The sequence below is a fragment of the Diplocloster hominis genome (genome assembly GCF_032380655.1).
GTDB lineage: Bacteria > Bacillota > Clostridia > Lachnospirales > Lachnospiraceae > Diplocloster > Diplocloster hominis.
The window spans coordinates 74756-100174 of the sequence record NZ_JAWDIY010000012.1; the positions used below are offsets into that span (position 1 = coordinate 74756).

Consider the following 25419-nt stretch of genomic DNA (forward strand, 5'->3'; position numbering starts at 1 on the left):
ATAATAAGTTTTATCAGAATTTGGAAATTCAATGAATGCTTTGAGGTGACCAGATGGTAAATGAAGAAAAGATCAGGTTGATGACAAAGCTGGCTATTTATGAAGAGAATGACGGAAAAAAAGAGATTCCGCTGGCCAGTTATTTTCAATCCGATTATATCAGTTATAATGTAATCAAAACGGCAATATTTGTCACGATTGCATATGCCATTATACTTGGGCTCTGGGCTGTCTGTAACATGGATTATGTTCTAGCAAATCTAAATCCCGACCAGCTGATCGTTATGATTGAAAAGATCGTAATTATATATGTGGCGGTAATGCTTGTGTATCTGATCTGTTCCTATATTCTATATCGGATCCGTTATAAACAGGCGAGAAAAGATTTGAAAGATTACTACAGGCTGCTGAAAGAACTGAATGCTTTCTACAGTAAGGAAGAGCAAAAGACAGGGCGCCAAGAACGATCAGGAGGACAACTTTATGATGATCACATTACTGGAATTTAGGGAGCAGTTGAAAAACTTCTACGCAAAATTCGAAGTTTATATCACACCGCTGTATAAGTTCTTAGTTTCGTTAACGGCGTTTCTGTTAATTAACCAGAATATGGGGTATTTGAAACCGCTGAAGAACCCGGCAATTGCAATCATACTGGCGCTGCTTTGTTCTTTTTTGCCGATGAATTTTGCGGTATTTTTTGCGGGGATACTGATACTCGGGCATGCGATTGGCCTTTCTCTGGAGGCCGGGATCGTGGTTCTGTGTGTGGAGCTCCTGATACTCATGCTCTATCTCAGGTTATCTCCGAAGTCCAGCTTTATACTGCTGCTGACTCCGATTGCGTTTGCACTGAAAGTGCCCTATGTGATACCGATCTCCGTTGGATTGGTGAGCATGCCGGTAGCAGCGCTGCCCGTAGGGTGTGGAGTGGCTGTGTATTATCTGATTGATTTACTGAAGACCAACGCCAGCGCATTAAGCAATTCGGATACAGAATCGATGCTGACCAGGATCAGTCTGCTGGTCAATGGTATTATCGATAACAAGGCCATGCTTCTGACGATTGCAGCCTTTACGATTACAATCATTGTAGTATACATCATCCGGCGTCTGTCTGTAGACTATGCCTGGAGTATCGCGATTGGTGTGGGAGCTATCACGGATATTTTCGTTCTGCTGATCGGCGACTTTATATTAGATGTGTCCAATTCCCTGCTCATGCTGATCGTGGGAAGTCTGGTGGCGGTGCTGGTAGCGCTGGTATTGCACTTTTTCCTGTTCAGTGTGGATTATTCCAGAACAGAACGGGTACAGTTTGAGGATGATGAGTATTACTATTATGTAAAAGCAGTTCCAAAGATGAGCGTCACTACGCGGAAGAAACAGATCAAGAAAATAAACGCGAAGAAAGACGACAGAAGAAACGAGCGATATTAAGAACTGCAAAAACACAGTTAGGGATAACCGTGAAAAAGCGTATAAGAGAGTGAAATATAACAGAGAAAAGACTGCCAAAGATAGTTAGATATAACAGAGAAAGGAAGTGAGAAAATGAGTACACTGGCAAATTATTTCAGTCAATATATAACGGAACTGAAACCCCTGAACCTGAAACTGACGGATTTCGTTGAAGTACTTATTTTGGCCTTCCTGATTTATGAGATACTGGTATGGATCAAAAATACGAGAGCCTGGATACTGCTGAAGGGATTCATTTTGCTGATGCTCTTCATTTTAATGGCGCTTATTTTCCGGATGGATACGATTCTGTTTATCGTGGGAAAATCCGTAAACGCCGGTATTATCGCGCTGGTGGTTATATTCCAGCCGGAGCTTAGAAAGGCTCTGGAGCAGCTGGGGCAGAAAAATGTAATTGCCAATATTGTCTCCTTTGACAGCAATAAGGAGCTTTCCGAGCGCTTCAGCGACCGGACCATCAACGAAGTTGTGAAAGCCTGCTTTGAGATGGGAAAAGTAAAGACAGGCGCATTGATAGTCATAGCCATGGACATACCGCTGACTGAGTATGAGCGGACAGGAATCGTCGTGGATTCCGCCATATCCAGCCAGTTGATTCTGAATATTTTTGAGCATAATACGCCATTGCACGATGGTGCTGTTATCATGTGCGGAGATCGGATCACAGCCGCAACCTGCTATCTGCCGCTTTCGGACAACATGGAACTCAGCAAGGAACTCGGCACCAGACACCGGGCGGCTATAGGTATCAGCGAGGTTACGGATTCCTTTACAATTGTCGTATCGGAGGAAACCGGTGCGGTTTCCATTGCACAGGGGGGACGTCTGTGGAGAAATGTAGATCAGGACGTGCTTAAAAAGCGTCTGGTGGAGATCCAGGGCAAGGAAGCCGAAGCCAGACGGTTCAGACTGTGGAAAGGAAGGCATAGAGATGAAAGAAAAGCTGGCCAATAATTTTGGTTTAAAACTGATCTCGCTGGCTGCCGCTATTGTCATCTGGTTCCTTGTGGTACAGATCAATGATCCTGTTATTTCGGGCTCCTTCGATGGAATCGCGGTGGAAATGCTGAATGTGAAAGCTCTTACCAGTGATCAGGAATACAGTGTGCTGGATGACAGTGATCATGTGGATATCACGGTAAAAGCGAGAAAATCAGTCATACAGGATTTAAAAGCAGAAGATTTTAAAGCCCATGCTGATATGCTGGAATTGACACAGATGGGATCAACATGGGTCGCTCCTATTGATATCACTCTTCCTAAGGATGTCAATGAGAGTGATATCTATTATCGTCCGCATAATTTGAAAATTTCGATAGAAGAATCAGAGACAAAAGCGGTGAAGGTCTCGGTGGTAACGAAGGGGACGCCCGGCGGCGGTTATGTTGTGGGTGAAAAGATACCGACAATCAGTTCTATAGAAATTAAGGGACCGGAGTCTGTTGTGAAGAAAGTGAAGAATGCCGTGGCTACGGTAAATGTTACGGATATGACCACTGATCAGACATTCTCTTCAATTAAGCTTACTATGGTGGATAGTGACGGAGATCCAGTAGTGAATGCGGATAAGCTCAAATATGAACAGAAGGAAAGCGGGATCAGTGTTAAAATTGTAATGTATAAGAAGCAGTTGGTCTCTTTGGTTGGTTCATACAGTGGAAGTCCGGCTCAGGATTACAGGGTAACCAACGTAGTTTGTGACCCGGATCAAATAACAGTAGCCGGTCCTGAGAGTGCTCTCGAAAAACTGGGGAATTCTATTACGATTAGCCCGTCATTGCTAAAAATAAGCGGTGAGGACAAAGATGTGAGTGCAGTGATTGATATTGCTGCAAAAGTTATTAACTCTGAGGAAATCAAAGTTGTGGACCCGGTAGATGAAGACGGAAAGAGCCAGGTATTGGTGATCGCCTATATAGAAAAAATGGTGGAATGGAATGAGCTGGTATCTAAAGATAGTATAGAAGTTACAGGTGCACCGGAAGGATATTCCTATTCCTTCCCCGATGAAGCGTCCAATCTGGTCGTTACTCTCGAGGCACTGGAAGCCGAAAAGGCAAAATTTGACCAGAGCACGCTGAAGACTTCCATCGATCTGTCCAGCTATAAAAGGGCGGGCAGTTATGAAGTTCCGGTAACCGTGACCGTTCCGAGTCCATATACTGTAAAAGACCAGGTCACTGTAAAAGTCGATTTGAGGAAAAAGTAGACGATATAGCAATTAAGCTTCTAAAATTAGACCTGAGTGACCTAAAAGAATAAACATAAAATCTGGAGGTTTTATATGGGAAGATTATTCGGTACCGATGGTGTTAGAGGAGTAGCCAACACAGAGCTGACTCCTACACTTGCGATGCAGCTTGGACAGGCGGGTGCCTATGTTCTGACAAAAGAAAATGAACACAAACCAACAATTTTGGTAGGGTGTGATACGAGAATATCCGGCGGTATGCTGGCAAATGCCCTGATGGCAGGAATCTGTTCCGTGGGGGCCAACGCAGTTTACATCGGAGTACTTCCGACACCGGCTGTAGCCTATCTGACCAGAAAATACCAGGTAGATGCGGGAGTCGTGATATCTGCCTCCCACAATCCGGTCGAGTTCAACGGAATCAAATTTTTTAACGGAAGCGGATATAAGTTATCGGACGCTTTGGAGGACGAGATTGAAGAAGTCATCCGAAGCGGTATGAAAGATCTTCCGGTTCCTGTAGGCCCCATGGTCGGCCACGTCAGCTATCGGTTCGACGCGAGGGAAGACTACATTGAATTTGCGAAATCAGTCGTGGATCTGGATCTGAAGGGATTGAAAATCGTCGTAGACTGTGCGGAAGGAGCTTCTTATTATACCGCGATCGAAACCCTGACCGAGTTAGGAGCCGATGTGGTAGCGATCCACACCGATCCGGACGGCACCAATATAAACGCCAATTGCGGTTCTACCCACATGGAAGAACTCATGGCCAGGGTTGTATATGAAAAAGCCTCCCTGGGACTGGCGTTCGACGGTGACGCAGACAGACTGCTGGCTGTAGACGAGCAGGGAAAAGTCGTGGACGGCGATCAGCTGATGGGCATCTGCGGATACTATCTCAAAGAAAAGGGAAAACTAAAACAAAATACAATCGTAGCAACGGTTATGAGCAATCTGGGATTCTTCCTGATGGGCAAGAAGAACGGCCTGGTGATCGAGCAGACGAAAGTCGGCGACCGATACGTATTAGAGCGGATGATAGAAGCCGGCTACAACCTGGGCGGTGAGCAGTCCGGACACATCATCTTCCTGGATGAAAATACCACCGGCGACGGCCTGATCAGCGCGCTGCATCTGCTGGAAGTCGTGGTCAAGACAGGAAAACCCTTATCGGAGCTGGCATCCATCATGCAGGTAATGCCTCAGGCTCTGATCAACGCCAAAGTCCCGACCCACAAAAAAGACCGCTACATGGAATATCCGGAAATAGCGGCTGCCATCAAAGAATTGGAAGACAAATTCGCCGGAGAAGGCAGGGTACTGATCCGTCCCTCCGGAACAGAACCATTGGTAAGAGTAATGATAGAAGGCAAGGACCAGAAGCTGATTGAAAAAGAAGCGAAAAAACTGGCAGATTTGATAACAAAGACCATGCTGTAGAGGAGGTATCATTTATGGTTAGCCAAAAAGTTGTCATCAAGAACCCGACCGGTCTACACTTGAGACCCGCCGGAATTCTATGTAAAACGGCCATGCAGTTTAAATCCGTGATTACATTCACATTTAAGGAAAACACGGCAAACGCCAAAAGCGTTTTAAGCGTATTAGGGGCCTGCGTGAAATGTGGAGACGAAGTTGAATTCGTATGTGAAGGAGAAGACGAGGAACAGGCACTTAAGACCCTGATAGAGGCCATCGAAGGGGGCCTTGGGGAGTAGAGGGTTGTACTGGAGGAGCGGAACGCAAGGACAGTGGCCGGCTGCAGTCTGCGTAAGCGGGGCCGGGCGTCTGGACGCCGTGATGCCGGGGGTTATCTCTGGCTGGGTTCCCGGCGGGGGCCGGCGTGTTTCATCCTGTCGGGCTGCTCTGTCACAGCTTTAAGTATCTCTAAAATGAAAAACCGCAGGAAATCGAAGAATCGGGCTGATTCGCGGAGAAATCTTGATGATTTCTCCACTCAACAGCCCTCTCAAAACGGTACGGAAAACCGTTTTGAGTCTTCGATTTCCTGCGGTTTTTCATTTAAGAGATACTAAAATCTGTGCCAATGCAGCCCGACAGGATGAAACACGCCGCCCCCCGACAGGAACCCAGCCAGCGATACCCCCGGCATCCCGACACCCAGCCGCCCGGCCCCGCTTACGCAGACTGCAGCCGGCCACTGTCCTTGCGTTCCTTTGCAATTTCCCCGATTGTTGGTTTGCAGCTACGGCACAAATATTTAATTTCTAATTTAGATTTAAAGCAGGAGATTGGAGAGTTGGGCGGATGCCATGGGGGCTGGGGTTTTGTACCTGGGGCGGCGGACTGTTGTTCCGGGGATGCGGCATTGGCCGATCGTATTAGATGTACTTACAGGGAAGGAGAAAAAGTCCCGTTTTCCGTCACACTGTTTGAGCCGTTTTTTGGCGAGTTTGTGACGGAAAATGTAATAAGGACTTTTTCTCCTTCCCTGTTAGTACATCTTATACGATTGGACACAGCCGCATCCCCGGAACAACAGTCCGCCGCCCCAGGTACAAAACCCCAGCCCCCATGGCATCCGCCCAACTCTCCAATCTCCGGCCCTAGAATTACAAGTAAATGAAAGCCAGCAACATTACTCAGGAAGCAATAATCTCGGCCTGTATCGCAGTCCAGTCAGGCAGATAGAAGTCATTGGTCCAGAGATCCGCCAGGGGAGCTATGACTCGCCTGGAAGGGTTCGGGTTCAGATAGGCGGCCCACCAGGAAAAGGTGCTGTTGGCTATGATCTGGTGTCGGCAGGCGGACATTAAATAGAATTCCTCCAGGTCGGTGAGTGTGAGGGAATCGCTCAGGAAAATAGGTGACGGCAGGGTGCTTAAGGCCTGCTTTACGTAAGGGATATCGTCGGAAAAGATGTAGAGACGAAGATCCGGCCCGGCAGATTGCTGCAGGAGGTTTAGGGCCTTCCTATAGTACGTGGGGGAAAGACATTTGCCGCCTTTGAAACTCACATAGTCTCCCCGGCGGATGTGGATAGCGGCGGAGTTTGTGGAACGGAGTGTGGATAACTGTTCCTGAATTTCGGGGCGGAAAGGGGCCTTAGGAATGTATTGACGCAGCAAATCCTGCCGGTACTGGTCGAAATAGCGATAATTTTGCCAATAACCGGTCAGGTGGATATTAGTGTCGTAGGCGAACTGCTCCGGAATATACTCGAACTCATTTTGCTCCCGCACCATTTTGATGGGAGAGGGAAGTTTACGGTTGCGCCTGTATTCATAAAATTTGGTGCGGAAGGGATGTTTATAACGGTCAAAAGGAGCAGCGGGCGGCAATAGCGTTTCCGTACAGTCGATGTTTAACTGATCCAGCTGGAAACGACGGAAATATCCGCAGTCATAGAGATGCTTGTCCAGGATCAGGGTATCGTTGTTCCGCTTTGCTGTTGCGTAGGCGCAGGCGTAGGAAAACAGCTGGTTTCCGAAGCCGCCCATGATTTCAGAGATAACCATTTTAAACTCCTTTTATTTTCTGCGTTATAGTTTTTTATAGCCCTAATTTTTTTATACGTTGAAAGGAAGCATGATAGAGTATGCGCCGTACAGGACGACAAAGGTCATGATGGCCATGACAATACGGTTGTAGTTCTGTATTTTTCCGTGGCAGATCAGGGTTTTGTTCCTGCAAAGGAACGGCAGCATGACCATGATAGGCAGGTAATAGCGGGGCTGCACCCCGTTGAAGCCCAGAGCGCCTATTTGAGTAAAACTTAAATACAGTGCGGTCCAGATCAGGCAGAATACACCGAAAACCAGGACACCAATCAGAAGTTTATACTTTTTGTCCAGTACGTATTTGGTTTCTTCCTGGCAGGAAAGGAAGCCCAAACCCAGGAAGAGCGGGGTGAACAGGTAGGTAAACTGCGCGGAATAAGCTCCCAGGAAGGCAAAATTAGCATTGGCGCCGATTCCGAATATATAGTCACAGAATGTCTTGAAGATCGTTCCAACCAGCAGTTTGGTATAGGTCCAGGGATGATCCAGGATCATCATTAGCTGTTTGACGATTCCGGTCTCGGACTGTTCATTTCTTACGTCAGATCCCCAGTTTACATTTCCCATAGAAGTCTGGGAGGCGACCGGGAACAGGAAGGTATAGATGATGGTTGCCATAATGGCTACGACACCGGCGATGAAACATATCCTCTGTTTTTTGCTGCTGAACTTGGTCTTTGGGAAGAAACACAGCAGGGCCAGCAATATGATATAGATCGCTTTGGGTAAGCTGGCGAATACGAAGCAGCCCACGATTGCCAGCACATTGTACCATTTCAGCTTCTTTTCCTTGTCGAGAACTTCATTTAACCAGAGGATAAAGCCCAGGATGGTAAATGAGATGGCCACACCGTCGTAGGCGTAACAGGTCGCCTGGAACAGGCAGGTGGGGAGCAGACCGATGACGGCGATGATGGCCTTCCCGACCTTCGCGTATTTGATTGCCAGTGCGACAACCAATGTGTAAAGGAGCAGATTGCCGAATTTACCAAACATATAGAGAATGGTAAAGGGCAGATGCAGCAGCCGTCCAACCGCCAGGAATAGAGTCTGGGTAATGTAGGCCCACTGATTATAGGGAATAAACCGGGCTTTGCTGACCAGAACTGCCTGATCGGTATTATCTTTGGAATTAAAATAGTCGGCAATGTACTGCCGTTCTTCCAGCGTATTGTAATAGGGCTGATGCGCCTCTTTCATGATCGTGGCGGCTTCCGTATATTGGACTGTTGAAAAATAAGCATTAGAATAGGCGTTGTCAAAATGGACCTGCTCGTCCCAGCCGATCCGGAGGGTACCGCCGAAAATAATGTAGATACTTCCAGCCAGCAGACTAAGGAAGGCAAAGTATACTTCCAGCTTACGGCCGAATACCGGTGCGCCGAAGATCAGGAACAGGATGCAGCTGAAAACGACAGCCAGGAAAAACATACGGTAGGGATTCATGGATAATTCGTTGCTGAATTCGATGAAATCAATAGTTCCGTTGAAATTGTTGACCACGCGGATCTTGCAGCCGGTGGCGTCCTGACCGATGTTGTTATAATAGTCGGTAAAGGCGGCAAGGGACTGATCGTAATATTCGGTAGTGGAGGTTTCGCCGTATCCGTTATCGCTGTAGGCGTTCATGGTGATGGAAAAATCTACCGGTGACTGGTAGCCGATATGCAGCTTTTTGATATACATATTTTCGGGGAAAGTAAAGGTATAGTCAGTTTCAAGACCCTTGCTTTCCACGGTTTTTCCGTCCTGTTCGGTTGTGGTAGAGTAATCCACATCCTCGATTTTCACATTGTCATACGTCTGGCCGTTTGTAAAATCATAGCGGGTTGTGTAAGTGTCATCAAACAGGGAATGAAAGTTAAACACCAGAAGTTCAACCAATACTGTCAAAAGAATTACCGTGCCGATCATGATCAGTAATTTTCGCCAGTGTTCTTTGATATAAGTTTTCATGCCTTCTTTTTCCCCTTTCTGATGATTGGCTGGCCCTGATCCGTGACGGCAAATAGGGTCAGCAGTACGAACAGGAATAGAACAAAATACCACAGCAGCGGTTTGTTGTACGCGGGATAACAGTAAGTCATGATCATATTTCCCTGTAGGACCTGGCCGTTGATACTGGTGCTGACATCCGGGATGATCTGCGGATTCGTATAGATCCCGGGGTAATTCCCATCGGTCACGCCGTCGCACCAGATGCGCAGGATCAGTGAACCGGAACAGGTCTCAAAGCCGGTGAACGGCATCAGCACATCCTGCCCCTCCGCGATATTAGGGGCGGCCATAGCAGAACTTCCCAGAGAATGGCCATCTGTCTGGGATAGGACTTCGTAGTGAATTACACCAGATGTAAGTTTCTTGTCATAAGTAGTATATTTCACCTGTACGCCCAGCAAACGGTCATCGACCTGGAACTTGTACTCCATAACCGTTCCCTCGGTCAGCGGGTTCTGGACCAATTGGTCCGCCTTGGTGTTATAGCCCTGTGTCGCCATATATTCATTGGGGAACAGGAAGCTTGCGATGATTCCAAGAATACACAGCAGCATCCCCAGCAGAAGCAGACGGCGGATATTCCGGTCTATCCAGTTACACACTTTTTTGATCATGTCTTACCTCTTTTCTATATCGTTTGTTACAATCCCATATCGGCTGTTACAATTTTTACCATCATACTATATGCGCGTAAAAGTGTCAATTTTCGGCTGATTGTTTCGGCGGAATGTTCAGTCCTGCTGTATAATCAGACTTTGCCGCGTAATAGAACAGAACCTCGTATTCATCGAAGGAAAAGGTCCCCCGGTATTCCGGCTGGTAACCGGCTGCTTTAAAATCCTCCAGTACCGTTTTATGAGCAGGATCAGCGGCGATCCAAATATGCCCTTTTACATGATCCAGCTGGGAGAGAGTATTTAATTCCCCGATCTGGTAATTCTGATAAACTTTTTGATAGACGTCTGTAATTTCCGACCCATACAGCTGCTGCTGCTCTTCTGGAAAATAGTAGGCAAAGCATTTTTGAACTCCATTGTGGGTATGCACGATGACGTCACCCGGTTCCAATACGGAATTCATATAGGACTCCATCTGCTCTGCGCCGGATTGGTAACGCAGTTCCAATATGTCCGCAAAATTCAGGACGCTGCATAATATAAGCCATACGGTTAACAGCCGGGTAACCCAGGGGCGCTTGATGTTACGGGCTTCGATGGCGAAGAACAGCCACATGCAGCCATAGGAAGACACCATATAGCGCTGATAAAAAACAGGCCGGATCAGGAATGAGGCGGCCAGTCCCACCAGGACCATGCCGATGGAAGTACTGAAACAGGCCGCAGCGAACCAGTCATCCCGCTCCTTTTTTCGGAAGATAAACAGTAAAAACACTGCCAGAAACACTAAAAGGAGAAGAAGGGAGAGAAGGCGGCTGCGCTTAACGGCAAAAGTATATTCGATATAAGTCACCAGCGTAGAAAAAGTAATAGGAGGAATCCAGTATTTCTCTGTCACCTGAGAGATCTGCCTGAGAACGACTCCCAGCCAGGGCAGATAGGCAAGTACAGTGAAAATGGCACAGAGCATCCATTTTTTCAAAACTTGTTTATTTTGCCTGAATGCGTGGATCAGGAGATAAAAATAAAGGAAAGCCACTGCTGCGCATGCAAAATAATGGGTATAAGCAGCCAGAAGGCTGAACACAGTAAAATACAGCCAGTTGCGGAATTTCCCGTCCAATATTATTTCATATGAAAACAGCGCTGCGGCAGTGACAAAGAACATGGCCCAGCTGTACATACGGATGTCTGTGGAGTAATACAGCATTTTTGGCATACCGAAGAGGCAGAGCAGAAACAAAAAAGATGTCCTGTCTCCAAAACGTTTCCGCACCAGGGTACAGCCCAGAATCATTTGGAAAAGAAAAGGAAGAAATGATACCAGGTGCATCACAATAAGACTGGTTCCGAAAATATCAGTCAGAAATTTCAGAATCAGATAATAAACCGGGGGATGTACATCCGCAGCGGTCAAAGCGATGACATCCCGGTAGGAATGCCCGGTCAGGGCAATCGTAAAAGCCTCATCCATAAATATATTTTTATGAAATATGAGGGTAAGCATCAACAGGCTTTCCAGAATACATAAACCAGCCAGAAATACAGTTTTCTGCTTTTTTGATAAAACCATAACAAAAAATCCTTCTACTTATCTTCGATGTTGGTTTCCTTGCAAATAAACAAGGGACGTTTTTTGGTTTCAAGATAAGTCTTAGCCAAATATTCGCCTAAAATACCTATACTGAATAATTGTAAGCCCCCCAACAGAAAGATAATACAGACCATGGATGGCCATCCGCTGGTCGGATCGCCGAAAATCAGGGTCCTTATAATGATAAAACAGATCATAATAAACGCGGCCAGACATAGAACCACGCCTGTAAAAGCAGCCAGGGCTAAAGGAGCGGTTGAAAATGCCACTATGCCCTCGATACTGTAAACCAACAGTTTCCAGAAAGACCATTTGGTCTCTCCGGCCACTCGTTCTACATTTTCAAATTCAATCCACTTGGTGTCAAAGCCCACCCATCCAAACAGGCCCTTGGAAAAACGGTTGTACTCCCCCATCTCCAGAAGCGCGTTAACAAACTGACGGGTCATAAGACGGAAATCCCGGGCTCCGTCCACGATCTCGGTTTTGGATATTTTATGCATGAATTTATAAAAACAGCGGGCGAAAAAGGAACGGATCGGAGGTTCTCCCTTGCGGGTTACCCTGCGGGTAGCAGCCGAATCATAGCCCTCTTTCGTGATGGCATCATACATCTGCGGCAGCAGTGCCGGAGGGTCCTGTAGATCGGCATCCATAATGGCTACGTAATCGCCCTGGGCATAGGAGAGGCCGGCATAAATGGCGGCTTCCTTGCCGAAGTTCCGGGAAAACGAGACATATTTTATCCGGGAATCTGTTTCGGCGAACTGTTTGGCGATCGCCAGTGTCCGGTCGGTTGAGCCGTCATTGACGAATATAATCTCGAACTCCACATAGGGCATGGATTCTGCAACGCTGCAGATTTCTTTGTAAAAATAGGGCAGGGCATCCTGCTCGTTATAGCAGGGGACAATTGCTGAAAGTTTTTCCATATAGATAGATCACGCACCTTTTTGTTTACCAGAATAATTTTTATTTTTTCAAATATAACTGATTAAATTCATGGACTAAATTTACAGCTACTATACCATAAACAGGCAAAACTTGCAAAGTATGGGAAATAGAAAAGAATTGTTAGGAAATAGAAAAGAATTGTTTGAAATAGAAAAGAATCCAGTTGAAAATAGGAGAAAAACTTGCTATGATGGAACACATGAATAAGCCAACTGTATCAGTGATAACAACCACATATAATAACGCAGATAATCTTAGAAAGACCATGGAGATGATATTGTCCCAGGACTATGAGCAGATTCAGTACGTGATCGTAGATGGAGGATCTACGGATGATACGCTCGCGTTAATCCGGGAATTTGAGCCCAGATTCGGTGAACGTTTAAAATGGATCTCTGAGCCGGATGAGGGCATCTACGATGCGATTAATAAAGGATATCTGCTGTCCGACGGTGATATCATCGGATACTGTTTCGACCGCTATGCGGATGAACATGTGATCAGCCGTATGGTGGAAACGATCGTACGTGAAAAAACAGACGGTGTACACAGCGATCTGATCTACCTGGATGGAGAAAAAGTCGTACGGAAATGGCATATGGGCCAGGGATCGATCCGGACCGGCTGGATGCCGGCCCATCCTACGCTCTATCTGAAACGGGAAGTATATGAAAAATATGGATTGTACAAAACGGATTATAAGTGCTCTGCGGATTATGAATATATGATCCGGTGCCTGAAAGACGGACAGGTTAAATTATCTTATATCCCTGAAGTACTGATCTATATGTATTATGGGGGGACCAGTACCAATGGGTTGTCCTCTTATCTGCTTTCCCTGAAGGAAGGGCATAGGGCTTTAAAAGAAAACGGGGTGGCTTTTGCCTGGGTGACGGATTTTCTGCGAATCGTCCGGGTTTGCCTACAGTTCTTAACAAAATCTTAAGGGTTTTTTTGTTGACTTTAGCACTCGAATACAGTAAAGTAATCTCAAGTTAAAAACGAAGTTTTGATTAATTTAGAACATAATTATATTTTTATATATAATAAAACCGTGCGTGAGAAGTAGTGATAAAATTTACTATGGAAAGGCGGCGGTAGGATGTCGTTTAATTCGATGGAATTCCTGCTGTTTTTTCCGATCGTGGTACTCATTTATTTTATCATTCCGCATAAGGTTCGATGGGTCTGGCTTTTGCTGGCCAGCTACTATTTTTATATGTCGTGGAATCCCAAGTACGCGCTGCTCATGGGTACTTCCACAGTGATTACATACCTGTGCGGAATCCTGATCGGGAGGACGCAGAAAAAGAACTGTAAAAATCAGATATTTTTGAAAAAGCTATGGGTAGTTTTAAGTTTGGTGTTGAATCTGGCCATACTCTTTTTCTTCAAATATTTCGATTTTGCGGTGAACAGCTTAAACAGTATTTTTTCGTATTTGAATCTTGCGCCGGTGCGGGTGTCGTTTGATGTGATCCTGCCGGTGGGGATCTCGTTTTATACCTTTCAGGCGCTTGGCTACACGCTGGATGTCTATCGCGGTGAAATTGAACCGGAAAAGAATCTGGGGAGGTACGCCCTGTTCGTCTCATTTTTCCCGCAATTGGTAGCGGGACCGATCGAACGCAGTAAGAATCTGCTGCATCAGCTCCGGGAGAAGCATATCTTTGATTTTGACAGGGTCAAGGACGGGCTTTTGCTGATGCTTTGGGGATTTTTCCTGAAGATAGTAATCGCGGACAGAGCTGCGATTCTCGTTGATCAGGTTTACAACCATTATGCTGAATATGAAGCTGTCGCGCTGATCCTGGCAACAGTCTTGTTTGCTGTTCAAATTTACTGCGATTTCAGTTCTTACTCCAATATTGCGATCGGAGCGGCCCGGGTAATGGGCTTTCACCTGATGACGAATTTTGAAGAGCCATATCTGGCTTCATCGGTTGCCGGATTTTGGAGGAGATGGCATATCTCCCTGAGTACATGGTTCCGGGATTATGTCTACATTCCATTAGGAGGAAACCGGGTCAAAAAAGGAAGATGGGCTTTTAACGTATTCCTCGTATTTCTGTTGAGCGGCCTTTGGCACGGGGCAGGATGGACCTTTGTAATCTGGGGCGCTCTGCATGGAGCCTATCAGATTATCGGAGGATATCTAAGGCCCTGGAAGCAGAAAATCTGGAAAGCCATGCATGTAAATGTAGATACTGCCAGTTTTCGGATAGGTCAGATATTGGTTACTTTTCTGCTTGTGGATTTTGGATGGATCTTTTTTCGATCCAACTCATTTGATCAGGCCAAAACCATTATAAGAAAAATGTTCATGGAATTTGAGTGGCCGCAGCTGTCCCTGAATTATCTGACCACTTTAGGGTTGGATTACCAGCAGCTGATGATACTTCTGGGAGCGATTCTGGTGTTGGGGGTTATCAGTCTCTGCCATTATCGGGGAATTCATATACGTCCCCTGATCGAGAGACAGCAGCTTTGGTTCCGCTGGTCCTGCTATTTGTGTTTGCTGTTTGCTGTTTTGACCTTTGGTATACTGGGGGTTCGCTATACCACGAGTCCGTTTCTGTACTTCCAGTTCTAACGAATAAGGCCAAAACAATTTTAATACCTATATGTACAAAAAACTGTACATAATGGAGGAACGGTTGAACAAAAAGATGTTCACCCATACCTGTATGTACAAATACTGTACATAATGGAGGAAACTATGAAAATAAAAAGAATAATGGCAGCAGTTGTTTTTCTTGTGTTGGCAGCGGGGCTGTATGTGGGGATCCCCAGAGTGATGACCGGAAATCATGTGCTGGTCCGATTTACCAATTCCATTTCCCTGGATGCCAGAATATATGAAACCCGCCGGCTGCCCGAAGAAAATTATGACTATCTGGCAGTCGGGTCCTCCATGACTATGAACAATCTGAACTCAGATGTATTGCTGAATTATCTTGGTCCCATGGGCGAGAAGTTCTATAATTTTTCCGTATGGGGTGTTACCATGGAGGATATCGAGAACTGGACGGAAGTACTGCTGGAAAAATATAATCCAAAAGGCATCATTATTTTCAGTTCCATGGAAGATTTCGACGGGGAGGAAAAAGATTATGATTATAAAGATATCAGCCGCTACATAAGGGGCTTTCCAGAGAGTATGTACTATCTGCATTACGGTGTGTTCGGGGATCTGCATTATTATGATGAATATGCGGAACTTAAGGGGTACAAGAATGACTATGATTCCCTGGATTTTGACGAGAATGGCGGTGTGGCCCTGGAGGTATATGGAATTGAACGCTCCATGAACCGCTGGGACAAGCAGTTTGCGGAAGTCTATCAGCAGGACGGCCCCAGCTATGAGAGTCTGTATCAGATGGCGGTAAAACTGAAACAAAAGGGAATCGACCTGTATTTTGTCCAGGTTCCCAGCAGACCGAATTATATGGCAGAGGAAGGTGCGAAGGAGGTACTGGATCAGCACATAGAGCGCTGCCGGGATATCGTGGAGAGCAGCGGACAGTATTACTACAGTGCGGTGGATTACGAACAATATTCTGATCAGTATTTTTCCGATTATACCCATATGGATGTCCATGGAGCTACTATGCTGACGCAGGAATTCCTGGAAAATGTATTGATACCGTCAAGAGAACAGGAATACTAATGCGAAAGTCAGGGACGGACTGGTTCCTGTATGCTTTCAGGTACCAGCCCGCTCTTTTTCCGGCTTATTTACTTAAATAGATTTACAACCAGTTTAATCCCATATTTACAATAATTCAGGAAGATTTTCGGATGTGTGATGCATTCCGCCATTTTTTTGAAAATATAGCTGGGCCGCAGGTAATATTGAAGCAGAATGCTTCTGCGCAGTTTCAGCAGCTCTTCCATACTCAGATACCTGGTTCCCTTCATGCTGGAGTGGAAAAAGTCGCTTCCCAGAACGGATTGGGCGAGAAGATTATCTTCTTTGCACATATTATAAAGCGGTGTCCCATAAAAAGGCAGGGCCAGCGTAATTTCGATGAAGTCGGGTTTCATCTGGAAGATGAGCTTTTTGGTTTCCATAATATGTTCCCTGGTTTCCCAGGGAAAACCAATTACGAAAAATCCCCATACGGTCAGCCCCGCCTCTTTGGACCATTTGCAGGCCTGGATGTTTTCTGCTACAGTCGCCCCTTTATGTACCTGGGTCAGCGTATCGTCACTGCCTGATTCAAAACCAAAGGCAATCGTAAAGCAGCCCGCCTCTTTCATGAGAACCAGAGTTTCTTTAGCGAGCGGACGGACTCTGGAATTGGCGGTAAAAGCAATTTTATTGTGAAGCGGTGAATTTATGATCAAAGTACATAATTCTTTGACCCACTGGGCGTTGATGGTAAATGTATCCGCTTTGAAGAAGAAATTATGGATACCAAACTTCTCATAGCATTCCGTCATTTCATCCATGACATTCTGCGGACTGCGGAATCGGACTTTCTTTCCGGATATCTCAGGGGACAGACAGAAAATACAGTTGGAGGGGCAGCCGCGGGATGTCTGTATCGTTGCCATAGGCTCATCCGTATCCGGGCGTGTATAAAGGGCGTTGTTCATCAGCTGGCGGGCCGGGAAGGGCTGGTTATCCAGATCCTGTCCCCACACATGGAACGGGGTTCTCTTTATATTACCGTCCGCATCCTTATAGAGGATATTATCTACATCCTCAATATTCCCTTTGTTGTGGAACTCATAATCAGCGATCAGGTCGATAGCGAAATCCACTTCTCCGCCAATCAGATAATCAATTTTGGAAAGATCCAGCAGATCCAGCATAGCCTGTTCCGGATCATAGAATATAGCACCCTTCAGGACCATAACCGCATTCGTCTTTTCTTTGATCCGATTAGAAATTTTAATATCATCAAAGATCGTGGTATTTGTAACACTGATCATGACCATATCCGGCCGATACTCTTCCAATTCACGGAACATATCCTCTTCTGAGCAGAATTCCGTCTGATAATCCCGCAGCTTTACATCATAATTTTTCCTAAGAAGAACTGCGGCGGCGTAGCCCAGATCATTGCAGGCACGCATAGCCTGTGCGCTGCCGTCGTCGATATTCTGCTGACAACGATCCTCACCTCTTTGAAATAATGGGCCTGGGGGATACATAAGTAATACTTTTTCCATAGTGTTTGGATATATTATTTACCAGCGATAATATATCCTGCTCCTTTCTGATAACTCATTTTTATCTTAAGCAAATATCTATGTATGCCATCTTATGAAACACGCGCCTGGGAAAGCTTTTTCGGCATGGTTCTATGTCTTTCGACATTATATCATAAAATATTGAACTTGCAAATATTGGTTAGAATTTTGAATGCTATAGGACCAAGAGGGACGGGAAGCCTCTGGGGGGCGGGATGGGATACTCCTGTTTGGGGAAGCGATTTGACTCCACAAGATGATCCGAACGGTTTTGAAGGCGCCCCTTCCCGCTCATTAAGGCCATTAGTTACCCCTCCATTTAACTATATAATAAGCTTGATAAAAATTGATAGAAAATTATGGGATATTTGGGAGAATTTTGTAAGAAAAGGTTGTTTCGTGGGGGAAAAATTGGTATGATATTTTAGAATTATGGAGGAGGGTTATTAAATTGAATCAATTAAAAGGTTATATCAAGATCGCAAGGCCGGACCATTGGGTCAAGAATGCCTTTATCGTTCCTGGTGTTATTATTGCTGAGCTTTTAACCGGAAAAGTGTTTGACTCCGGCGTTGTAATTCGTTTTATCTGGGGCTTTATGGCCACATGCTTCATCGCTTCTGCGAACTATGTGATCAATGAATGGCTGGATGCCAAATTCGACAAATATCATCCTACGAAAAAGAACAGGCCTGTTGTGGTATCAAACATCAAGTTTCATTGGGTAATGGTGGAATATGCTTTACTGATTATACTGGGTGTTGTATGCTCGATCCAGGTAAACCGCTATTTTCTGTATATGGAATTATGGCTTTTGCTGATGGGCGTTCTCTATAATGTACGTCCGGTCAGGACAAAAGATATTCCCTATATCGATGTCCTTTCAGAATCTTTAAATAATCTGATCCGTCTTTTGATTGGATGGTTTATTATTACCGAAGCTTATCAGCCGCCCAGCAGTGTGCTGGTAGGCTATTGGATGAGCGGAGCGTTCCTGATGGCGACTAAGCGGTACGCGGAGTACCGGATGATCGGAGATCCGGAAGTTGCTGGAAAGTACAGGAAATCATTCAAATATTATACCGAACATACCCTGCTGGTATCTGCCTTCTTTTATGCTATGAGCGCCACTTTCTTCCTGGGTATCTTCATGCTGAAGTACAAAATCGAACTGCTGATCGCCATGCCCTTTGTATTCGGCCTGTTCTGCTACTACCTGTATCTGAGTTTTAAAGAGGATTCGGCTGTGCAGAAACCCGAGAAATTATATAAAGAAAAAGGGCTTTTGATCTATATCGTAATATTGATCGCATTGATCGTGGTGTTGATATACAGCAGAATTCCTGCTATGGATTATTTTGTAGATACGATGCTGCTTAACGTGTAGGCCAACATAAGGCCCGGCTTATGAGATCGCGCTCCTTAAAGAGGAGTAGCGAATATAAAGCCGGGCCATTTTGTTTTCTGCATTTTCATTACTATCAAGGCAGTAAATTACCCGCATCGTCAGCAAGGATCCAGTTCGGGTCCTGCGGGTATCCATGCCAGAAATTTTTAGGGCAGATTTTCAATCCTCTGTTCAGCAAAGCTGGTTTATAGGAAAAGGAACTTTTACTTGTAATGAGGAGATCCGCATTTACCATATGAAGGAAAGAATCGATAGGCCCCATATCCAGGCAATAATGCAGATTCGGGAAATCTGCAAATTCCGGAAAATCATGTTCCTTTCCCTGAGAAAACAGGTAAACTGTAACCGGCTTATCCGCAGGCAGCTGCGGAAGTTTGAGCGCCTGTTCCAAAACCCGGAGAAAATAGGAGTTATCCTGCCAGCGTTTCGTAAGACCCGGGTCTTTGTTCGTCTGGCCAATCACAATATCGCCCCTTCGGACATGGACAGCGATATTAAACTCTCCGGGCCGGTAGATCAAATGATCCTCCCGGCGCGCCGATGCGTGATAGAATTTACGCTGCAGATCCTTCATGACACCGAATTGAGCCTTATAAAACTGATCCTGCTCACACAAAAATACAACCTTTTGATCCGCGTAAGCGTCTACGATCTTCCGGATCGCAGCCATTTCCCCGTCATTTGCCTCATTAAAATGGGGAATCCGGACCTTTTTATAATGCTGCCTCTTTACCAGATCATCCAGAGGAATCTCGTCCTCACCAAACCCTAAAAATTCTTCCCATTTCGACGAAGCAAACGGCATATGGGCAAAATTCAGCCCCAACACCTGTGCGAAATAATATCCGGCAATCCAGTTTGCCATCTGATGACCGATCCCGGAATCAGGGTTCGGCCGCGCGGCCAGATAATTCACATGGTCAACAGCTCTGTTTTCCTTTGCCGGATGCTTTTTCGCAAACCGATAGGAACCATAAAGTCTGTAATAATAATTTTTATTTCTTGTCTTAGCGATAAACACGGTACGTACCGCCCGCAATTTCTGTGCTAAACCCATGGGATACCTCCTGCAATCAAAAGAAGCGGAACCTTTTCCAATCCATCTTTGCCCAATATAACATGAAACCATGACATACACAACCCCTTTCCAAAGTCGCCCATAGGGGGAGAATGAGCAGAAAGGCATGGAAAGTCTGATAAACGTCTTGCATTCATTCGGGCTTGTTTGATATAATAGTATGACTTATACTTACGGAACAGAGGGACCTTAAGAATAGGAAGAAAGAAGTCTTGTTATGAAATTGCAAATGCATCGTAATTTAGAGGAGTATCACGCGGTTCTGTTTGATATGGACGGAACCCTCTATTATCAGCCGCCGCTTCGCAGAATTATGGCGGTCAGACTGGCCTGCCACTATGTGCTGCATTTCTGGAGGATCAAGGATCTACTGATTATAAAAAAGTTCAGGGAAGAGCGTGACCGGATGGTTACGGAAAGTCATAAAGAAGATCCTGAAAAATATCTTTATCGTCTGGTTGGAGAAAAATACCGAGTCCCGGCCTATCGGGTGGAATCCGTGATCGAACGGTGGATGTACCGCTTTCCCCTTCCGTATCTGAAGAAATTCCGTGATCATGAAGTGTATGACTTGCTGAAATATCTGCGTAAACATAAGATTACCGTGGGAATTTACTCGGATTATCCCGTCCAGGATAAGCTGGAAGCTTTGGGAATCGTGGCGGATTATTGTTTTGCGGCTACAGATCCCCAAATGCAGTGCCTGAAACCGGACCCCAAAGGGATGAAGGTGATTCTGAATGAATTGGGTCTGCCTGCGGAAGAGGTGCTGATGATCGGGGACCGCTATGAAAAAGACGGACTGTCGGCAGAAAGCGCTGGAGTGGATTATGTGATCCTGCCGGCACAGGCGAATAAGCGTCATGAAATACTTAAGCAGATAAAAAGGAGCACGCAGTAACATGGAGACAACGAAAGAGAAAGGTTTTCAGTATGATGCGGAGAAATCCGGCAAAGCGGCAGTTCCCGTGAAAACGTGGAAGAATATCGTATCGCCGGGAATGATTAAGAAGGTGCTGCTGACTGCGGTCGGGCTTTTTGCATTTTACTTGTTGAGCCTGACGCTGGTTTATTGTATCCCAAAATCAGCCATGGTAGAGAACGTGGCGGAATCGATCGGTGTGATCGCCCAGGATGGAAAATATCCCAACTGGTTTTTCGGATCTCCGGTCTGTTTTTTTGACAATTATTCGGATTCCCGGATGCTGAATATGGCGCTTCAGACTTCGGAGCATCCATTTCACGCGGCGATGTCTGCGGATTATGAGGTAGCGGAGGGCTCTGCGGATACCCCATTTCCACAGTATCTTGATCTTGTGGCGGCGGCAGAAGGAAAAGCAGCCAAAAGTGAGAGTTATGGAAGAATGTGGCACGGCTATCTGGTATGGTTAAAGCCTATGCTGACTTTTTTGAATCTGCATGAGATCCGGCAAATTATTTATATGGTGAGTTTCTTTTTATATTTACTGACAATTCTGGCAATGAATAAGAAGATGGGATTCCGGGCTGCGTTTCCGTTTATCTGCGCAACGCTTATGAGCTACACCACGATCATAACCATAAATATGATGTTTTCTGTGGATGTGAACCTGATGCTGTTGGGAGTGATGATGGTGCTGCTCTTTTCAGGCAGCCAGACATATGACAGGTATGAACCCTTGTTTTTCGGATTGATCGGAACGAGTATGGCATTTTGGGGGACCTTTGAAGCTCCTCTGATTACGCTGGGAATGCCGCTTCTGGTCTCGCTGCAGATGAGGCAGCGCCGGGGGAAGAACGCCAAACAGCTGTGGGGACACCTGATTGGTAATTGCGCCGGTTATGGCATCGTCTATTCGGTCACGCTGGTGTCGAAATGGATACTCGCCGCTCTGGTTACAGGATCCAGTGACGGCACCTCCGTATCCGGGGGATGGATCGGGCTGCCGCCAAGCTTTCGGGAATATATACGCCGGTTGGACAGCATACTTCAGGGCTTCCTGACTCCGCTGCGTTCCATGGGTATCCTGATATTGCTGACGGCAGTGGTACTGGTAGTATTAATGATCCGTTTCCGGGCGAAGAAGGTGGCCGTAAGCAGCCTGCTGCCGTATTTGTTTATTTTCTGTTTCCCGGCGTTTTGGGCGTTGGTGCTGTTCGGACATTCCGGTCACGGATTTACCAGATTTATCATGATGATTTCTGTGGATGCATTCTTATGGATCGCTATGAATTTTATTGACTGGGATTCCTTCCGGAGCAAATTGAGAAAAGGCCGTTTCGGAAAAACAGGTTTGTTGGGGTAACCCTGCCGGTATGCCGGTAAAAATGCTGGTAAAACGCAGGGAGCCGGACCGCTGGATCAGAGATTAAATGGCCTCGTGCCAAGGGAAGAAAGGTGGATTTGCGTGAACCGATTTCAGATAATAACAAATATATTCCGTTCTTTTTTCATGAAACGGAAATTGACGAAGCAAAAACATGTAATGTTCGGCCGCGGCGTATTTTTCGATGTGGATAACTGTGAATTCGAGGGACATGCCCGTATCTATTATCATGCTTATTTGTTGAATACGTATCTTGGATACGGCACCATCGTCCAGCATGATTGTGTGCTGAATGATGTGAAGGTGGGCCGGTTTACCGGGATTGGGCCGAATGTAAAGTTTGTGATCGGACAGCATCCCACTTCCAAGTTCGTCTCTACCCATACAGCATTTTTTACGCTGTCCCCGGTCAGCGGCTTTACCTATGTAAAGGAACAGAAGTATCCGGATTATGCGGATCCGGTTTGTGACGGGCGCTACCAGTTTAAAGTGGGAAGCGATGTATGGTTCGGAGACGGCGCCACGATCATGGCAGGGGTGACGATCGGAGACGGTGCGGTGATTGCGGCAGGTGCGGTCGTGACGAAGGATGTTCCGCCCTTTGCTATTGTGGGAGGGGTGCCGGCCAAAGTGATCAAATACCGGTTTGATGAGGAAGACAGGAAGTTTTTGATGGATTTTAAATGGTGGGACAGGGATATTTCCTGGATTGAAAGCCATGCGGATTATTTTGATGATATCGAGAGATTTAAGAAAATAGTAAAAGAGGAAGGCTTGCGATAGCCTGGAGGAAATGGTACGATGACGCAGTATGCAATAGTGGCAATCGGTTATAACAGGCCGCGCAGTATGGAGCGGCTGTTAAAATCTCTGAAACAGGCCGACTATGACGACGACCAGGTGACGCTGATTATCAGTATCGACAACAGCGGGGACGACAGCGTTTTGCGCTGCGCAAATGAGTTTGGCTGGCCATTCGGGCCGAAAATAGTAAAGACCTATCCAAAACGCATGGGACTGCGCAGACACGTTCTGTCCTGCGGGGATCTGGTGGCAGACTACGAAGCGATAGCTGTATTTGAGGATGATATCTATGTATCCCCAAATTTTTATCAATATATGAAACAGACGGTTGCATATTATGAGCAGGATGACCGGATCGCCGGAATTTCCCTGTACCAGCACTTGTGGAATGTCCATGCCAACCGGCCGTTTGTCCCGCTGGCCGACTCTAACGATGTGTACTTCGTACAGTTTGCCCAGTCCTGGGGACAGGTCTGGATGAAACGCCAGTGGATGGAGTTTCGCAAATGGTATGATGAGCAGGGGGAGGAGTTTCGGGAATCCGCGGATATTCCCGACTATGTAGCTTCCTGGCCTGGTACCTCCTGGCTGAAATATCATGTGAAGTATTGTATTGAGCGGAAGAAATATTTTGTCTACCCTTACCTTTCCCAGTGCACAAACTTTACAGACGCGGGAGAAAACTTCGCGATTCCCTCCACCGGTCTTCAGGTTCCGTTTCAGACGGGGATTCAGAGGGAATACCGGTTCGTACCGCTGGAAGGCAGTGACACGGTATATGACGCGTTCTGGGAAAATGAAAAGCTGGCCGGTATCCTGGGTCTGCCCGCAGAAGAACTCTGCACGGATCTTTACGGGGTGAAGAAAAACAGGAAAAATCAGAGATACTGGTTGACTTTGGAGATCAAAGATTATAAGATTGTGAGATCCTTTGGGTTGTTATTAAAGCCTCAGGAGCAGAACATATTGGCGGATATGGAGGGCAGCCAGATCTTTTTATATGATACATCACAAGCAGAGAAAAATCCGTTTCATCATCATGTGGGACGTCTGGCCTGCAACTACGATTTCCGGGGGGACAACCTGTCGGTAAGTATGCTTAAGAACATGCTGGTAAATAAAGTAAACCGACAATTTATGCACAAATAAGTGTAAGTCCGATCGTTTGTATTTTTATCAGAATCCGAAGAAAATAGTCAGGGATATGGCAAATAGGATAGGCACAACGCCGGTCCGGAATCTTTGCCGTATAGATGGGATAAAGCTATGAATAATCAGCCGAAAATATCGGTAGTCATTCCGATTTACAATGTAGAAAAATATCTGGCAGAATGTATCGACAGTGTGCTTGCACAGACCCTGCCCGATATAGAAATCATTCTGGTAAATGACGGTTCCACCGATGCGGGGCCGCAGATCGCCAAGAGATATGCGGAGCAGCATGGGAATATCCGACTGATTCATCAGGATAACGCAGGTTTAAGTGCGGCCAGGAATACCGGTCTGCGTGCCGCTTCCGGCCGGTATGTCTATTTCCTGGACAGTGACGATTACATTGAGCCGGACGGACTGGAAGTGATTTACACAGAGGCGGCGGACCAGGACTGTGATCTGGTATTGTTCGACGGAGCATCATTTTATGATGACGGGGATGTCCGGAAGCCGAATATGCAGTACGACTATCAGAAACACTATGAATACCCCGGCGTCTATGACGGCGAGGATTTATTTGCACTTACCCTTCCCAGAGAGGACTTTCGGACCCAGGTCTGCCTGCAGCTGGTGAAAAGACAGACGCTGCTGGAGCTGGGACTTACTTTTTTAGAAGGGATTATCCATGAGGATCAGTACTATACCTTTGCACTGATGCTGCAGTGCCGCCGGGTTAAGATCGTGCGTAAAATTGTGTATCACCGGAGGTTTCGTGACGGCTCCATCATGATGCAGGCAAAGACCCTTCGCAATTTTGAAGGCTTTTACCGGTCGGCAAAAGAGATGTTCGGATTCTATGAGGAACACCATTTCCGTCCGGAGAATGATAAAATGATCCGCAGGCATATCGCTAATGTGTTTTGCCTGACAACGGTGGATGTCTACCATCAGCTGGATCGGGCTGTTCAGAAAGAGCAGAAAGGAAAGATACGGGAATTGATTCGGATCGCCAGGGGAAAAGAGTATCTGGGTGACAGCCGGGTGAAATCCTACTGCTGGCTTTACTGGTTCTATCCTTTCTACAAAAAGCTAAAGAAAAGGTAAAATCT

General features: G+C 46.1%; 22 protein-coding genes and 1 pseudogene. 16 read left to right on the plus strand and 7 right to left on the minus strand.

The window, feature by feature from the left end:
* The first annotated feature begins 53 nt into the window (after window positions 1-53).
* From ABC831_RS12835 to ABC831_RS12860, 6 genes are all read left to right on the plus strand, one after another.
* Complete coding sequence (locus ABC831_RS12835) at window positions 54-509, plus strand: hypothetical protein (RefSeq protein WP_343248525.1); 456 nt, start codon at window positions 54-56, stop codon at window positions 507-509.
* Window positions 484-1440, plus strand: coding sequence for a hypothetical protein (locus ABC831_RS12840; protein ID WP_343248526.1), 957 nt, complete (start codon window positions 484-486; stop codon window positions 1438-1440). The genes ABC831_RS12835 and ABC831_RS12840 overlap by 26 nt, the downstream gene beginning before the upstream one ends.
* A gap of 114 nt (window positions 1441-1554) precedes the next feature.
* Window positions 1555-2436, plus strand: a complete 882-nt coding sequence (gene cdaA / locus ABC831_RS12845) for a diadenylate cyclase CdaA (RefSeq protein ID WP_343248527.1) — start codon at window positions 1555-1557, stop codon at window positions 2434-2436.
* A complete protein-coding gene (locus ABC831_RS12850; protein WP_343248528.1) occupies window positions 2414-3691 on the plus strand; it encodes a CdaR family protein in 1278 nt (425 codons plus the stop codon). The genes cdaA and ABC831_RS12850 overlap by 23 nt, the downstream gene beginning before the upstream one ends.
* 75 nt (window positions 3692-3766) lie before the next feature.
* Window positions 3767-5116, plus strand: coding sequence for a phosphoglucosamine mutase (gene glmM, locus ABC831_RS12855; protein ID WP_158351573.1), 1350 nt, complete (start codon window positions 3767-3769; stop codon window positions 5114-5116).
* A gap of 14 nt (window positions 5117-5130) precedes the next feature.
* Window positions 5131-5394 (plus strand): HPr family phosphocarrier protein, encoded by a 264-nt coding sequence (locus ABC831_RS12860; RefSeq protein ID WP_158341818.1) that lies wholly within the window; start codon window positions 5131-5133, stop codon window positions 5392-5394.
* An 885-nt stretch (window positions 5395-6279) separates the two neighbouring features.
* On the opposite strand, the gene ABC831_RS12865 is transcribed toward ABC831_RS12860, so the two are convergent.
* From ABC831_RS12865 to ABC831_RS12885, 5 genes are all read right to left on the minus strand, one after another.
* A complete protein-coding gene (locus ABC831_RS12865) occupies window positions 6280-7155 on the minus strand; it encodes an alpha-1,2-fucosyltransferase (RefSeq protein WP_343248529.1) in 876 nt (291 codons plus the stop codon).
* Window positions 7156-7206: 51 nt separating this feature from the next.
* The gene (locus tag ABC831_RS12870; RefSeq protein WP_343248530.1) at window positions 7207-9153 is read right to left on the minus strand and encodes a DUF2142 domain-containing protein; all 1947 of its coding nucleotides are present in this window, start codon (window positions 9151-9153) and stop codon (window positions 7207-7209) included.
* Window positions 9150-9809: a hypothetical protein gene (locus ABC831_RS12875; RefSeq protein WP_343248531.1), complete on the minus strand. Its 660-nt coding sequence runs from the start codon at window positions 9807-9809 to the stop codon at window positions 9150-9152. The genes ABC831_RS12870 and ABC831_RS12875 overlap by 4 nt, the downstream gene beginning before the upstream one ends.
* A gap of 85 nt (window positions 9810-9894) precedes the next feature.
* A complete protein-coding gene (locus ABC831_RS12880; RefSeq protein WP_343248532.1) occupies window positions 9895-11385 on the minus strand; it encodes a glycosyltransferase family 39 protein in 1491 nt (496 codons plus the stop codon).
* A gap of 14 nt (window positions 11386-11399) precedes the next feature.
* The gene (locus ABC831_RS12885) at window positions 11400-12338 is read right to left on the minus strand and encodes a glycosyltransferase family 2 protein (protein WP_343248533.1); all 939 of its coding nucleotides are present in this window, start codon (window positions 12336-12338) and stop codon (window positions 11400-11402) included.
* Window positions 12339-12559: 221 nt separating this feature from the next.
* On the opposite strand from ABC831_RS12885, the gene ABC831_RS12890 reads away from it, so the two are divergent.
* From ABC831_RS12890 to ABC831_RS12900, 3 genes are all read left to right on the plus strand, one after another.
* Complete coding sequence (locus ABC831_RS12890; protein ID WP_343248534.1) at window positions 12560-13306, plus strand: glycosyltransferase family 2 protein; 747 nt, start codon at window positions 12560-12562, stop codon at window positions 13304-13306.
* 156 nt (window positions 13307-13462) lie between these two features.
* Window positions 13463-14953, plus strand: coding sequence for an MBOAT family O-acyltransferase (locus ABC831_RS12895; RefSeq protein ID WP_343248535.1), 1491 nt, complete (start codon window positions 13463-13465; stop codon window positions 14951-14953).
* Window positions 14954-15079: 126 nt separating this feature from the next.
* On the plus strand, window positions 15080-16030 hold the full coding sequence (locus tag ABC831_RS12900) for a hypothetical protein (protein WP_343248536.1): 951 nt from the start codon (window positions 15080-15082) through the stop codon (window positions 16028-16030).
* A 68-nt stretch (window positions 16031-16098) separates the two neighbouring features.
* Here ABC831_RS12900 and ABC831_RS12905 read toward each other — a convergent pair whose 3' ends face one another.
* Window positions 16099-17541 (minus strand): B12-binding domain-containing radical SAM protein, encoded by a 1443-nt coding sequence (locus ABC831_RS12905; RefSeq protein WP_343248537.1) that lies wholly within the window; start codon window positions 17539-17541, stop codon window positions 16099-16101.
* 84 nt (window positions 17542-17625) lie between these two features.
* Between ABC831_RS12905 and ABC831_RS12910 the strand changes: the two genes are divergently transcribed.
* Both ABC831_RS12910 and ABC831_RS12915 read left to right on the plus strand, forming a co-directional pair.
* The gene (locus ABC831_RS12910) at window positions 17626-17982 is read left to right on the plus strand and encodes a hypothetical protein (protein WP_343248538.1); all 357 of its coding nucleotides are present in this window, start codon (window positions 17626-17628) and stop codon (window positions 17980-17982) included.
* A 31-nt stretch (window positions 17983-18013) separates the two neighbouring features.
* Window positions 18014-18949 (plus strand): UbiA prenyltransferase family protein, encoded by a 936-nt coding sequence (locus tag ABC831_RS12915; RefSeq protein ID WP_343248539.1) that lies wholly within the window; start codon window positions 18014-18016, stop codon window positions 18947-18949.
* 94 nt (window positions 18950-19043) lie between these two features.
* On the opposite strand, the gene ABC831_RS12920 is transcribed toward ABC831_RS12915, so the two are convergent.
* The gene (locus ABC831_RS12920; RefSeq protein ID WP_343248540.1) at window positions 19044-20027 is read right to left on the minus strand and encodes a hypothetical protein; all 984 of its coding nucleotides are present in this window, start codon (window positions 20025-20027) and stop codon (window positions 19044-19046) included.
* 250 nt (window positions 20028-20277) lie between these two features.
* On the opposite strand from ABC831_RS12920, the gene ABC831_RS12925 reads away from it, so the two are divergent.
* From ABC831_RS12925 to ABC831_RS12945, 5 genes and pseudogenes are all read left to right on the plus strand, one after another.
* The gene (locus tag ABC831_RS12925; protein ID WP_343248541.1) at window positions 20278-20949 is read left to right on the plus strand and encodes an HAD family hydrolase; all 672 of its coding nucleotides are present in this window, start codon (window positions 20278-20280) and stop codon (window positions 20947-20949) included.
* A 1-nt stretch (window position 20950) separates the two neighbouring features.
* Window positions 20951-22333 (plus strand): hypothetical protein, encoded by a 1383-nt coding sequence (locus ABC831_RS12930; RefSeq protein WP_343248542.1) that lies wholly within the window; start codon window positions 20951-20953, stop codon window positions 22331-22333.
* A 513-nt stretch (window positions 22334-22846) separates the two neighbouring features.
* Window positions 22847-23003 (plus strand): annotated as a pseudogene (locus ABC831_RS26525) (DapH/DapD/GlmU-related protein); the annotation flags it as partial.
* Window positions 23004-23155: 152 nt separating this feature from the next.
* Window positions 23156-24307 carry a glycosyltransferase family protein gene (locus ABC831_RS12940; protein ID WP_343248544.1) on the plus strand — a complete coding sequence of 384 codons (1152 nt, stop codon included), beginning with the start codon at window positions 23156-23158 and terminating at the stop codon, window positions 24305-24307.
* Between the two features lie 117 nt (window positions 24308-24424).
* A complete protein-coding gene (locus ABC831_RS12945; RefSeq protein ID WP_343248545.1) occupies window positions 24425-25414 on the plus strand; it encodes a glycosyltransferase in 990 nt (329 codons plus the stop codon).
* The last annotated feature ends 5 nt before the right edge of the window (window positions 25415-25419 follow it).